We start from the raw sequence: 12283 nt of genomic DNA on the forward strand, positions 1-12283 counted from the left end.
TTCTTTTTTGTTTATTAGGACTCTGTTGTAATAACAGTACCGTCTGCGTGAGGTGTATCTCCTCCGGTATTTTGCTGTTGCTGTTCTTGTTGTTTCTTAGCTTCTTCTTCAGCTTTTTTCTTGGCCTCTTCTTCAGCTTTCTTCTTAGCTTCTTCTTCAGCTTTTTTCTTAGCTTCTTCTTCAGCTTTTCTTCTAGCTTCCTCATCAGCTTTCTTTTGAGCTTCTTCTTGCTGTTTACGTTGTTGTTCTTGTTGCTGTTCTTGTTGTTTCTTAGCCTCTTCTTCAGCTTTTTTCTTAGCTTCGTCTTGTTTTACTTTATCTTCATTAGCCTTTTTCTGGGCTTCCTCATCAGCTTTTTTCTTAGCTTCTTCATCGGCCTTTTTCTTAGCCTCTTCTTCAGCTTTTTTCGCATCTGGAGTTCCGCCAGGCGCAGTGAAGGATGCACCAACTGCTGGGCTTGTGCCAGTGCCTTTTTTCGCTACTACAGAGAAGCTGTAAGTAACACCTGGTTTAATACCACCAAGAGTAGCTGTCGTACCACTTATTGATAGGCTACCACTTGAACCGTCAGTTGCTTTATAGCTGGCTGCATATGCATCAACTTCTGCTGGTCCAGACCAGTTTAGTGTAACTGTGCTAGCGCCATCGAAAGTGACATTCAGACCACTAGGGGCATCTACTTTAATTTCTTTAATTGCATCTTTTTTCGCACCTTTTACGTATAGTTCTCCGTTTATTTCTTGAACAGAAGAAGGACGTTCAAAGCGTGATTTATCTGTAGCGAATTTGCTCATCATTACTTGGAACATTTGCTGTGCAATTTTAGTATAACGATCACTAATGTAGTTTTCTGGACCGTTCTTTACGTAACCCGTCCATACAGCCATCGTATATTGTGGTGTATAGCCAGCGAACCAGCTATCCCTGTTTGCATCAGCTGGAATGCCGTATTTCTTTAAATCTTTTGCATCAAAGTTTTGCGTTCCAGTTTTACCTGCTACGTCAACACCTGAAACATATGCTGTTGGTCCTGTACCACCAGAACCAGGTTTTACTACGTCACGAAGAACGTCAGTTACCATGTAAGCTGTGTAGTCTTGCATAGCACGTTGTTCCTTCGGTTTAAAGCTTTTCTTTTTCCCGTCCGGGAAGATTACTTCTTTTACGAAATGAGGTTTATTATACACGCCGTTATTACCAAACGTTGCATATGCACCTGCTACTGCTAATGGAGAACTATCGTTACTACCAATTGCAGTAGATTCATGTACTCCATCTTCAAATGTCATGCCTAAACCTTCAGCAAACTCTTTTGATTTATTAAGCCCAACTGTTTGAGCTGTTTTTAAAGCCGGAATGTTTAATGACTTCTTCAATGCTTCACGAAGTGAAACGTCACCTTTAAAACTTCCTGTAGCATTTTTAATCTTTGTGCCATCAGAATAAGTATATTCAGAGTCATTTAATTGATGATAAGTAGACCACTGAAGATTCTCAATCGCTGGACCGTAGTCGAAAATAGGTTTCATTGTTGAACCAACTTGGCGTTTTAAATTAGTTGCCATATTATGACCTTTGAAAGTGGACTTATTTTCTTTACGTCCAGCACCAATTGCTCGAACTTCTCCAGATTGTGTATCCATAAATACGAATGATCCTTGGAATTGATCGTTTGGATACTTAATAAGATTTCCATCCATAATTTTTTCAGCGTAATCTTGAGCATCTTGATCAAGTGTTGTATGAATCGTTAAACCATCTGAACCGATATTTACATCAGGATATTCTTTTTCAACTTCTGTTACAACCGCATCTAAAAATGCTTGATACTTCATCTCAGTTACTTCTGAAGACGGTTGAAGGCCCTCTGTTACTGGGATCTTAACGGCGTTATTCATTTCTTCTTTTGTTATATAACCATGTCGATTCATTAATGACAATACGACATTACGACGATTTGTTGCTCGTTCAACATTTTCCTTTTTTGTTGGATCATAAATGTTTGGACCTTGGGGTAAACCAGCGAGCATAGCAGCTTCATGTAATTGCAAGTCTTTTAAATCTTTACCATAATATTTTTGCGCTGCTGTCGCAATACCATATGAACGGTTACCTAAATTAATCTTATTTAAGTACATTTCTAAAATCTCATGTTTAGAGTATTGTTGCTCTAATTTATAAGATAAGTACCATTCTTGTACTTTTCTCTTAGCGGTTTTATCCATCGTTAGAAAATAGTTCTTAACGACTTGCTGTGTAATCGTACTACCACCTTGGGAACCGAAACCACCAGTGACATTTTCCATAACTGCTTTTGTAGTTCGTTTAAAGTCAATTCCATTATGATCATAGAAACGCGAATCCTCAGTTGCAAGGAATGCATTTTCAACTACTTTTGGAATTTGATCATAAGTAACATGCGTTCGTTTTTCAGCACCGTATTCATAGAAGAAATTTCCGTTTTTATCAAGAAACTTTGTTGATAAAGGATTAACAAGTTTGGATTTATCTAATTTTGGAGCGTCCTTTACCATAACAAAGAAAGCGGAAACGCCGGCTACAAGACCAACGATACCAAGAAGTAGACAACCTATAAGGAATTTCTTGAAAAAGGAGCCTTTTTTCTTTGGTTTTTCTTCTTTATTTGTTTTTTTCTCTTGATTTTTTACATGATTTCGTTCTGTACGAGAACGATAATTATCTGACATTATACTTTCTCCTACCTTTCATTCTCTCCCCCAAAAGTCGAAAAAAGAGCCTTAGTGATGACTCTATCACGAAAAATAAACCGTGTCTAGTACACGGATATAGTCAATCCGAGGGTGATAACCGCATGATAATAAGGATCCATGCTCTTCTATTTCTTCTTTCGTAATCGACTTGCGTCCACCTGTATTTTGACGATTCCAAAATGCAATAATATGTTTTGCATCTAATAAATAAAATTCATCAAAAAGTGTAAATTTAATAATGACAAATGCAATTCCATTATGAGCAACCACTTGCTTCATATGTTCTATTTGATGAAGGTGGAAGTTTTGAAGTGGGAAACTAGTTTTATTTTTTGTTTCCTTTGCTTCAAAATCGATGTATTTCCCTTTGTATACACCGTTGTAATCTGTCGTAGAAGGTTGTTTAAAATACGCTTCTTTTACCACTGCAGCACTTCGAGCGGGGTAATCTACTTTTACAATTTGAAGAGGTGTAGGCTTTTTATGTACACATGCAATATTATGGGTTAAGTAATATTGATTTGTTTCATTCAATTCCTCTTCAAGGGACATACCTCTATTACTATAAGTATGTGTTTTTATAGGTGTTTTTTGAGGTTGTGAAGCTTGATTATACCTTTTTCCATTTGGGTAACGAATGGTCATAGTGTGTCCACTCCCAACTTGCTAAGAATTACTTACAAAGGTGATTATATCAAAAAATGAAAAAAGATGTGACCTTTTTGATGAAAGGTATGATGACTTATTTATGTTTACATGGAATGATTATATGAAAATTAAACAAAATCGAGAAAAAAATTTTTGTACAGAGAAAGAAAAAGCGATCATTCGCAATATTAAAAAGAAAACAGAAATAGCTAATGTGGACAATATTTCTCGGACACAATCTTATCAAGAATATTATTTAAGAAATAGTGAAATCAGGTGGGCCTTTTTAGCGAGTATGGTTTCGAGAAATGCGGGATGGAATATGACTGATTTAGAAGGGAGATATTATGCCACTGTATTACCTGAAACGGTAAAAAAACATTTATTTCTTCTGTACGAACAAGCTAATTGGATTATTTTCTTAGATGCATTTCCTCAGCTATTATTGTATGAGGAAAGTAAGAAGAGACGGGCACCTCTCTTTCATTTGTTGCAATATTTCAGCGTATCAATTTTTATGGAAAAAGAATGGTTACTTTTCTGGGAAAGAAGAGATATGAATAGGCTTATGACGGCGCTTATTATAAATGAACAAAATAAAATTCAAAAACCAGTCATTGAGAACACATATTTTAAAAAACATGTATTCCATACTGCACTTTTTAAAGTACAAGAAAGATTTCATATTAGTGCAGTTATCTTCCCAACAATTGAAGGGAGGATGTATGGATTTTCGGTTTATCAATTTGAAACGTTACAACAGCGTATAGAACTAGGAAAAAGATTAGCATGGTTATTGTTTCATCCAATTTATAATGGTTCGTTTTATAAGTTTGCATTGCAAACTACACATACTGGGTCTAGAGAAGATTATGAAGTTTACGCACAGGAAACTCGAAAGTCTTATACGCCAACACTTAGAGATATTTATCCTGTTATTTTACATGAAGAAATAAAAATGAGAGATTGGTTTTGTGCAAATATGAAAATGAATGTGCTATTTGTACTTGAAGAACCTAAAGAGGAAGTTAATATAACAGAATGGTATAGAAGAAAGAGAGAACAAATCTATAGGCTATCTATCGTAAATCGTTTTGCTAAAAGGATGGATGAGTTCATGATATAATAAAAAAGAAGTCCCGTCTTCCATTTTGAAGACGGGACTTCTTAATTTGAAACAATCCTGCTATGCGTGCTACAACTTTAATTTCAAAACGTAATGCTAGTAGGAGATTAAGGATGATTTGAAATCTACCTGTTCGTAATAAAGTCTCGCTTTATGTAGCAGGGAAGTTTGGACCATCTAGCTTTGGATTGCCAGTCTCAGGTTTATTTTGTTGTTTGTTTTGGTTTTTCTTTTTTTCATTTTTGTTCTTTGCCATTGTAATACACCTCCTTTTTGTATTGTTACCATTTCTATAAATGACATACGAAATGATTTCTTTGACGAATAACAACTAGTTTTGTCATGTGGGCAGGAGTGGTGAATCATTCGGCGAAATTACATGACAAAGGAAAAGCAAAGAAGGAGGCGTTTTGTATATGGCGATGGTTCAGAAGGAAGATGTAATGAAAAAAATGGATCAAATGTTAAGTTCTCTCGATTTGCTGGAAATGAATATAGGGATTAGAATGAATCATGCATTAAAGGATGCGAGTGAAAAAATATGCAATAAGATAGAAATAACAGAAATGCATATTGAACATATGGAAAATAAATTAGTGCATCACGAAGAAAAAGGGAATTGGGTAAAGACATTTCAAAACGTCGTAGTGAGTGCATAATAAGGTGGGAAAGAAATGAAGAATGAAGCATTAATACAGTCTTCAGAAAAACTCATGCAGTATAATAATGAAGCGAATGTAAAAAAAAGAGAACTGATTGAATACGATTTTTATAAGGATATGAAACCGTTTGTAGATATGGTAGATGAGGAATTAGAGAAGTGGAAAGAATTAGCTTATACGTGGATTAAAGAAGAAAAGCCAAAGTATATACATGTACAGCAAATTGATCAAGTATACGATAATTTACAAACGAATGTGTTACAATGCTTTGTAAATAAAGGTAAAGGTAAACGATTCTTTGAAACACACCAAGCCGTTTCGTATACTTTGCAAAATATAGTTGAGCAATGTAAATAACAAGAGGGAGAACCCTCTTGTTATTTTTATGCTTCTGTCATTGTTGTAGGTTTTGTTGCGCCGTTTATTTCTAATTCTTTTATTAATGTTCGATAATCTGATATGCATATTTTTCCTTCGAGATACCAATGTCTCGCAAAGTCTAATAATTCATTTGCATTCTCTGTGCAATACCCCTTTTTTTGAGAAAACGCTTGTTTTAAATCCCCTAATACCATGTTGATTCCTCCCCCATGAGAATCTTCTTCTTAATTATCATAGCATGGAAGGGTTTTCTTTTTTAATTTTTTAAAAATTTAAACTTCCGACAAAAATAGACAGATACTCCATCACACATATTATTTTATAGGTACATATTATATATGTAGAAACTTATGTAAAGGAGGAGAGAATGCATGTTTCAACAATCTAACGTATATCAGCAAACGTATCCATATGCACAGCAAAATATGTACCAATATAATACGGATACATATTTACGGTATAATATGTATCCTTTCGAGCCTTATTATGGAAATCAAAATTATTATCAACCGTTTGAAGTGTCATTTATGAATCAAGCTCAACAACAGCAGCAACCTTATGTAAATCAGGCTCAACAACCACAACAGCAGCAACCTTATGTGAATCAAGCTCAACAATCACAAGCTCAGCAACCATACATGAATCAACAACAGCAGCAGCCTTATATGAATTCACAATATTATATGCCACCACAAGCGCCCTATGCTAATCAACAAGGGATGTTTTATCCACCAAAACAACCGTATCCGACACAGAGTAAACAAAAGCAACAACAGCCAAGTCAGTTTTCTAGTTTTGTTTCTCAATTTAAAACATCAGATGGTAACTATGATGTAAATAAAATGATGAACACAGCTGGCCAGATGATGAATGCGATGAATCAGGTGACAGGTATTGTAAAACAAGTTGGAGGCTTCTTTGGTAAGTAATGTTGAAGGGTTGTCTATGAAAGTATTGTATATGAAATAAAGGACTAGACAAATTTCCTTGTAATAAATGGGTATATATAACAAACGGCTTTCTCTCTTTTCTCATACTGTAAAGTGTAATCAGATTTTTTTAACGAGAGAGGAGAGAAAAAACTATGCATCATTGTCATCCTTGTTTTGGAGGGCATAAGCCTGTAGGACCTATTTGTACAACTGCTCCTGTCGTTCATCCGACGAAACAATGCGTAACACACTCTTTTTCAACAACGGTGGTGCCACACATTTTCCCAACACATACAACACATGTACATCATCAACAAATTAAAAACCAAAACTTCTTCCCACAAACAAATTCAAATGTAAATGTTGTGGACCCAATCGACCCAGGATTCGGCGGTGGATGTGGACCATGTGGCCATGGTCATCATCACCACGGGCATCAAATATCTCCATTTGGGCCAGGACCGAATGTATCACCGTTTGGACCAGGACCAAATGTATCACCGTTTTTACCAAACAATGTATCACCAGTAGGTCCAAATATCGGACCAAACGTTGGTGGAATATTTAAAAAGTAAATGATATGTTAGAACTAGCGAAATGCTAGTTCTTTTTTTGTAATTGGAGTGTTGATATGAAAGTTATTGCAGTAACAGGATATAAGCCATTTGAACTTGGAATATTTAAAAATGATCATCCAGGGGTGGAGTGTATAAAAAAGGCATTACACCGCAAATTAACCACTTTTGTAGAAGATGGTTTAGAGTGGGTTATAATAAGCGGCCAGTTAGGTGTAGAATTATGGGCTGCTGAAGTTGTTTTTGAAATTCAAGTAGAATATCCAGACTTAAAATTAGCGGTATTTACTCCGTTTTTAGAACAAGAAGAAAATTGGAAAGAAGATAATCGTGAATATTATGAATTTATTCTTTCTCAAGCAGACCATGTTGATAGTATCACGAAACGGAAGTATGAAAGCCCAGAACAATTTAAATTAAAAAATCAATTTTTTATTGAAAAAAGTGATGCGCTTTTAGCGGTATATGATGAAGAAAAACCAGGAAGTCCCAAATATATTGTAGAAGCAGCAAAGAAAAAAGGGGAAATAGAAAATTATCACAGTTATTTCATTCTTTTTTCTGATTTACAAGATATAATAGAAGAGGAACAGTGGAATAATGCAGAGTAATATGTAATATAGTACTCGTATATATGATTGACAAAAAGCATTGTTTCTGAAAAAATTTAGTTAATGAAAGTTTTGGTAAAAATTTGAGGTGAAGAAAATGATTTCGGATAAAATTAAATTAACAGCGAAAGATATTTTAGAAAAAGAATTTAAAACAGGTATGAGAGGTTATCAGCAAGAAGAAGTAGACAAGTTTCTTGATATGATCATTAAAGACTATGAAGCTTTCCACAAAGAGTTTGAGCAATTAAAGCAACAAAATGCTCGTTTAAAGCGTGAATTAGAGGAACAAAAACTAGCAGTAACGCAAGTTCCACAACAACCTGTACAAACACCAGTTGCACAACCGGTTTATAACAACACGAATACGGATATTTTAAAACGCTTATCTAACTTAGAAAAAGCTGTATTTGGAAGTAAGTTATACGAATGATGTAAGGTGGGAAAAGGTTTAAGCGTTTTACATAGAAAAAAACGTTGCAAAATCTTTTTGTTTCCACTATACTAATGGATGTCATAACGTTTGGGTAATCGCTGCAACGCCAACGTTGTAGAGGAAAGTCCATGCTCGCACGGCCTGAGATGGCTGTAGTGTTCGTGCCTAGCCAATTCATAAGCTAGGGTATTCTGGCTGTAAGGCTGGTTTAACGGCAGGGAAAAAACCTAAGTCCTTTCGGATACGGTTTGACTACCTTTAAAGTGCCACAGTGACGAAGTCCTTGAAGAAATGATAGGAGTGGAACGAGGTAAACCCCACGAGCGAGAAACCCAAATAATGGTAGGGGAATCTTTTCCAAGGAAATGAACGACGGGAAAGGACAGGTTTTATAACCTGTAGATAGATGATTGCCACCGGAGTACGAGGCGTGGGCCGTTTGTAGTACAAAGGAACAGAACATGGCTTACAGAACGTTATGAACCAACTATGAAATAACTCAGCTCTCCTTTGTTAGAGGAGGGCTTTTTATTTGTATGAAGTTATAAAGTATGAGTTAAAATGGTTAATGAGAAAATTTTTCGTAAAATGTAATGATTAATAGGACCAATTGCTATTAATTATTGTTTGAATATACATAAGAGGTGAATGCAAATGGGAAAAGTTACTTTAATTGCAACAGCGGCAATGGGTATTGAAGCGTTAGTTGCCCGAGAAGTTCGCGATCTTGGTTATGAATGTCAAGTAGAAAACAGCAAAGTAACATTTGAAGCAGATGAAAAGGCGATTTGTCGCACGAATTTATGGTTACGCACTGCGGACCGTGTAAAAATTAAAGTTGGCGAATTTAAAGCAACAACATTTGATGAGCTATTTGAAAAAACGAAAGCATTAAACTGGGGAGATTATATTCCAGAGAATGGCGAGTTCCCTGTTATCGGTAAATCTTTAAAATCTGAATTATTCAGTGTTTCGGATTGCCAACGTATCGTTAAAAAAGCTGTCGTTGAAAAATTAAAAACAACATATAAACGTACAACTTGGTTTGAAGAAGACGGTCCGTTATTCCGTATCGAGATTGCAATGCTCAAGGATATTGCAACATTAACAATTGATGCGAGTGGTGTTGGACTTCATAAACGTGGATACCGTATGGATCAAGGGGAAGCTCCGTTAAAAGAAACATTAGCTGCGTCTTTAATTAAATTAACAAACTGGAAGCCAGATCGTCCATTTGTTGATCCATTCTGTGGATCAGGTACAATTCCAATTGAAGCAGCATTAATTGGACAAAACATTGCACCAGGATTTAACCGTGGTTTCGCATCTGACGAGTGGGGCTGGGTAGGTAAACAAAACTGGCGTGAAGCTCGTCAAGAAGCTGAAGATTTAGCGAACTATGATCAACGATTACAAATCATTGGATCAGATATTGATCATCGTATGATTCGAGTTGCTCAAGATAACGCAGAAGAAGTGGGCTTAGGCGATTTAATTACATTTAAACAAATGCAAGTAAAAGATTTCACAACAAAAGAGGATTATGGCTACGTTGTAACGAATCCTCCATACGGAGAACGTTTAAGTGAAAAAGCACTCGTTGAACAACTGTATAAAGAAATGGGACAAGTATTCCGCCCGTTAGATACATGGTCAGCGTATGTATTAACAAGCTACGAAGCATTTGAGAAGTGTTACGGAAAAGATGCGTCGAAGAAGCGTAAACTGTTTAACGGATTTATCCGTACAGATTACTACCAATACTTCGGAAAACGTCCACCGCGTAATTCATAGTATAAAACTCCTCCAGCGCGCATATACTGGCTATTATGTAATGCGTAAAGGAGGAAGTGATATGGATAATTTCCAATTATCAATGATTCAAAAAGCTATTCACCGTACGTATGATGAGCTCGGAAAAGAAGTGGATAGTCAAGGTGCGATTGTAGATGAAATACAAAAAGCACAAGAAGAATATTTGTCAGCTCTTTCACATGAAACAGCGATTGATAAACGGTATTTAAAGTCATTAATATAGAAGAAAATTTTCCTTTTTCGAAAGGAAAATTTTTTTTCGTGAATTTCTATGTATTGCAACAGGGGAAAGCAAATGCATACATATGCGTAGCAGTTGCTATTATCTTTTTATAGAAAAACTTTTTGGTTGGAGGCTAAGGATGTTTACTGAGAAGAGATTACCATTTGAAGTAGGAAAACAAGATAATTTTTATGATAAGTTGAATGAGTGGATTGGAGATGTGTTTTACGACATCCTTCCGGAAAAAGGCTTTGAAGAGCGTGATGAACAAATTTTTATGGCGTTTCAGTTAGAACGCGCTTTTCAAGAAAAGAAAGTTATGTTCGCAGAAGCTGGTGTAGGAACAGGGAAAACAATTGTATATCTTCTATATGCAATTTGTTACGCGCGTTATACTGGGAAACCAGCTATTATTGCTTGTGCAGATGAAACGTTAATTGAGCAGCTTGTAAAAGAAGAAGGGGACATCGCTAAGTTATCTGAAGCATTAGGACTATCTGTTGATGTGAGGCTTGCAAAATCAATGGATAATTATTTATGCTTACGTAAACTTGAAGATGTTATGAGTGGACGAGCTCCAGAAGTAATTGAAGACGTATATTACGAGTTACCACAGTTTGTATTCGATCATGGTACGATGCAAAACTTTACTCACTATGGTGACAGAAAAGAATTTCCACTTTTAAATGACGAAGAATGGTCAAAAGTAAATTGGGATTACTTCCAAGATTGCTTTACTTGTGATTCTCGTCATCGTTGTGGACAAACTCTTTCTCGTGAACATTATCGTAAAGCAGCAGATTTAATTATTTGTTCTCAAGATTTCTATATGGATCATATTTGGACGTACGATGCTCGTAAGCGTGAAGGGCAAATTCCGTTATTACCAGAAAGTAGCTGCGTTGTATTCGATGAAGGACATCTAGTAGAATATGCAGCTCAAAAAGCTTTAACATACCGTTTAAAGCAAACGATGATGGAGCAACTTTTAACGAGATTGCTACAAAACGATATTCGTGAGGAGTTTGCACATTTAGTAGAAGAAACAATTTGGCAAACAGAGCGATTCTTTGATGTGTTACAAGAAAACAAAAAAGAAATTGCTGGTTCTGATCGTTTAGAAATTACTGTGACAGAAAAAGTAACAGCTGAAGCGAAACGACTTTATGCAAAAATCGGTGAAGTTGGAGATGCATTAGTATTCGAAAGTGAAATGCATACAGTAAACACGTATGATTTAAATATTGTTGATGAGCATTTAGATGTATTAGAACATTCACTTCGTCTGTTCATGCACGAGAAAAATGTAATTACTTGGGGTGAAGAAGGTGATGGTGCCTTCACGTTAGTGATTATGCCGCGTGCAGTTGAAGAAGTATTACAAGAGAAAGTGTTCTCGAAGAAAATACCGTATATTTTCTCTTCTGCGACATTATCGAACAATGATTCATTCGCGTTTACAGCTAATAGCCTAGGGGTAAAAGATTACTTATCATTCTCAGTTGCTTCACCGTTTGATTACGAAGAGCAAATGGCAGTAAACTTACTATCGCATACGAAAGAAAATGAATGGGAAAGAAAGTGTCAATATACACTTGAAAATATACAAAAAACAAATGGACGTACGCTTGTATTATTCCGTACAACGCAAGAGCTTGCAGCGTTCAAAGAGTATGTAAGTAAGGAGCAAATGTCGGTTCCGTTCTTATATGAAGGAGATCAGGAAATTAGCCAGCTCGTTTCTCGTTTCCAAAATGAAGAAGAGACTGTACTTTGTGCGGTTCATTTATGGGAAGGTTTAGATATTCCTGGTTCATCATTATCACACGTTATTATTTGGTCATTACCATTCCCTCCAAACGATCCTGTGTTTGAAGCGAAACGTAAGCACGTAAATGATCCATTCTGGGATGTAGATGTACCATATATGATTTTACGACTTCGTCAAGGAATTGGGCGTTTAATTCGTACAAGTGAAGATAAAGGTGCTATATCAATCTTCTTATCTGATTCAGAAGATGAGAAAGTAGTTGCAGCTGTGAAAAATGTACTGCCAGTAGAAGGTAAAGAATTATAAGGAGAAAGCTTGGCGCTTGCCAAGCTTTTTTTCTATTATAAAAGGAATTTATGTTTCCGTGTCGA

General features: G+C 35.9%; 14 protein-coding genes and 1 other RNA gene. 11 read left to right on the plus strand and 4 right to left on the minus strand.

Annotated elements, in window-relative coordinates; translation table 11 throughout:
- Positions 1 to 14: 14 nt before the first annotated feature.
- Together MHH27_RS08205 and recU are read right to left on the minus strand one after the other, a co-directional pair.
- On the minus strand, positions 15 to 2708 hold the full coding sequence (locus MHH27_RS08205; protein ID WP_098289689.1) for a PBP1A family penicillin-binding protein: 2694 nt from the start codon (positions 2706 to 2708) through the stop codon (positions 15 to 17).
- A gap of 66 nt (positions 2709 to 2774) precedes the next feature.
- Positions 2775 to 3377, minus strand: coding sequence for a Holliday junction resolvase RecU (recU, locus tag MHH27_RS08210; RefSeq protein ID WP_000155599.1), 603 nt, complete (start codon positions 3375 to 3377; stop codon positions 2775 to 2777).
- A gap of 103 nt (positions 3378 to 3480) precedes the next feature.
- On the opposite strand from recU, the gene MHH27_RS08215 reads away from it, so the two are divergent.
- Positions 3481 to 4506, plus strand: a complete 1026-nt coding sequence (locus tag MHH27_RS08215; RefSeq protein ID WP_088021956.1) for a DUF2515 domain-containing protein — start codon at positions 3481 to 3483, stop codon at positions 4504 to 4506.
- 151 nt (positions 4507 to 4657) lie between these two features.
- On the opposite strand, the gene MHH27_RS08220 is transcribed toward MHH27_RS08215, so the two are convergent.
- Positions 4658 to 4837: a hypothetical protein gene (locus MHH27_RS08220; protein ID WP_001987054.1), complete on the minus strand. Its 180-nt coding sequence runs from the start codon at positions 4835 to 4837 to the stop codon at positions 4658 to 4660.
- Between the two features lie 85 nt (positions 4838 to 4922).
- Between MHH27_RS08220 and MHH27_RS08225 the strand changes: the two genes are divergently transcribed.
- Positions 4923 to 5165 (plus strand): hypothetical protein, encoded by a 243-nt coding sequence (locus MHH27_RS08225; protein ID WP_001252036.1) that lies wholly within the window; start codon positions 4923 to 4925, stop codon positions 5163 to 5165.
- Between the two features lie 15 nt (positions 5166 to 5180).
- On the plus strand, positions 5181 to 5525 hold the full coding sequence (locus MHH27_RS08230; protein ID WP_000786937.1) for a YppE family protein: 345 nt from the start codon (positions 5181 to 5183) through the stop codon (positions 5523 to 5525).
- Between the two features lie 26 nt (positions 5526 to 5551).
- On the opposite strand, the gene MHH27_RS08235 is transcribed toward MHH27_RS08230, so the two are convergent.
- Positions 5552 to 5743 carry a YppF family protein gene (locus tag MHH27_RS08235; RefSeq protein WP_000242652.1) on the minus strand — a complete coding sequence of 64 codons (192 nt, stop codon included), beginning with the start codon at positions 5741 to 5743 and terminating at the stop codon, positions 5552 to 5554.
- A 177-nt stretch (positions 5744 to 5920) separates the two neighbouring features.
- On the opposite strand from MHH27_RS08235, the gene MHH27_RS08240 reads away from it, so the two are divergent.
- The 8 genes from MHH27_RS08240 (at position 5921) to MHH27_RS08275 (ending at position 12218) form a co-directional block, all read left to right on the plus strand.
- Positions 5921 to 6478, plus strand: a complete 558-nt coding sequence (locus tag MHH27_RS08240) for a YppG family protein (protein WP_000487718.1) — start codon at positions 5921 to 5923, stop codon at positions 6476 to 6478.
- A gap of 155 nt (positions 6479 to 6633) precedes the next feature.
- Entirely contained in the window at positions 6634 to 7056 is a 423-nt protein-coding gene (locus MHH27_RS08245) for a CotD family spore coat protein (RefSeq protein ID WP_000546292.1), read from the plus strand.
- Positions 7057 to 7112: 56 nt separating this feature from the next.
- On the plus strand, positions 7113 to 7667 hold the full coding sequence (locus tag MHH27_RS08250) for a DUF1273 domain-containing protein (RefSeq protein ID WP_000862916.1): 555 nt from the start codon (positions 7113 to 7115) through the stop codon (positions 7665 to 7667).
- A gap of 97 nt (positions 7668 to 7764) precedes the next feature.
- A complete protein-coding gene (gene gpsB / locus MHH27_RS08255) occupies positions 7765 to 8100 on the plus strand; it encodes a cell division regulator GpsB (RefSeq protein WP_000622431.1) in 336 nt (111 codons plus the stop codon).
- An 86-nt stretch (positions 8101 to 8186) separates the two neighbouring features.
- Positions 8187 to 8577: RNase P RNA component class B (gene rnpB / locus MHH27_RS08260), an RNA gene on the plus strand.
- A 180-nt stretch (positions 8578 to 8757) separates the two neighbouring features.
- The gene (locus MHH27_RS08265) at positions 8758 to 9897 is read left to right on the plus strand and encodes a THUMP domain-containing class I SAM-dependent RNA methyltransferase (RefSeq protein ID WP_000521224.1); all 1140 of its coding nucleotides are present in this window, start codon (positions 8758 to 8760) and stop codon (positions 9895 to 9897) included.
- A gap of 61 nt (positions 9898 to 9958) precedes the next feature.
- Positions 9959 to 10141, plus strand: coding sequence for a DUF3921 domain-containing protein (locus MHH27_RS08270; protein ID WP_000368570.1), 183 nt, complete (start codon positions 9959 to 9961; stop codon positions 10139 to 10141).
- Positions 10142 to 10280: 139 nt separating this feature from the next.
- The gene (locus MHH27_RS08275; protein WP_000493700.1) at positions 10281 to 12218 is read left to right on the plus strand and encodes an ATP-dependent DNA helicase; all 1938 of its coding nucleotides are present in this window, start codon (positions 10281 to 10283) and stop codon (positions 12216 to 12218) included.
- Positions 12219 to 12283 lie beyond the last annotated feature (65 nt).

The organism is Bacillus sp. FSL L8-0152 (assembly GCF_038006365.1).
In the GTDB taxonomy this organism is placed as follows: domain Bacteria; phylum Bacillota; class Bacilli; order Bacillales; family Bacillaceae_G; genus Bacillus_A; species Bacillus_A cereus.

Coding starts and splice junctions, on each gene's coding strand:
- MHH27_RS08205 (WP_098289689.1), bottom strand. CDS start 2,708: ATGTCAGATAATTATCGTTCTCGTACAGAACGAAATCATGTAAAAAAT.
- recU (WP_000155599.1), bottom strand. CDS start 3,377: ATGACCATTCGTTACCCAAATGGAAAAAGGTATAATCAAGCTTCACAA.
- MHH27_RS08215 (WP_088021956.1), top strand. CDS start 3,481: ATGTTTACATGGAATGATTATATGAAAATTAAACAAAATCGAGAAAAA.
- MHH27_RS08225 (WP_001252036.1), top strand. CDS start 4,923: ATGGCGATGGTTCAGAAGGAAGATGTAATGAAAAAAATGGATCAAATG.
- MHH27_RS08230 (WP_000786937.1), top strand. CDS start 5,181: ATGAAGAATGAAGCATTAATACAGTCTTCAGAAAAACTCATGCAGTAT.
- MHH27_RS08235 (WP_000242652.1), bottom strand. CDS start 5,743: ATGGTATTAGGGGATTTAAAACAAGCGTTTTCTCAAAAAAAGGGGTAT.
- MHH27_RS08240 (WP_000487718.1), top strand. CDS start 5,921: ATGTTTCAACAATCTAACGTATATCAGCAAACGTATCCATATGCACAG.
- MHH27_RS08245 (WP_000546292.1), top strand. CDS start 6,634: ATGCATCATTGTCATCCTTGTTTTGGAGGGCATAAGCCTGTAGGACCT.
- MHH27_RS08250 (WP_000862916.1), top strand. CDS start 7,113: ATGAAAGTTATTGCAGTAACAGGATATAAGCCATTTGAACTTGGAATA.
- gpsB (WP_000622431.1), top strand. CDS start 7,765: ATGATTTCGGATAAAATTAAATTAACAGCGAAAGATATTTTAGAAAAA.
- MHH27_RS08265 (WP_000521224.1), top strand. CDS start 8,758: ATGGGAAAAGTTACTTTAATTGCAACAGCGGCAATGGGTATTGAAGCG.
- MHH27_RS08270 (WP_000368570.1), top strand. CDS start 9,959: ATGGATAATTTCCAATTATCAATGATTCAAAAAGCTATTCACCGTACG.
- MHH27_RS08275 (WP_000493700.1), top strand. CDS start 10,281: ATGTTTACTGAGAAGAGATTACCATTTGAAGTAGGAAAACAAGATAAT.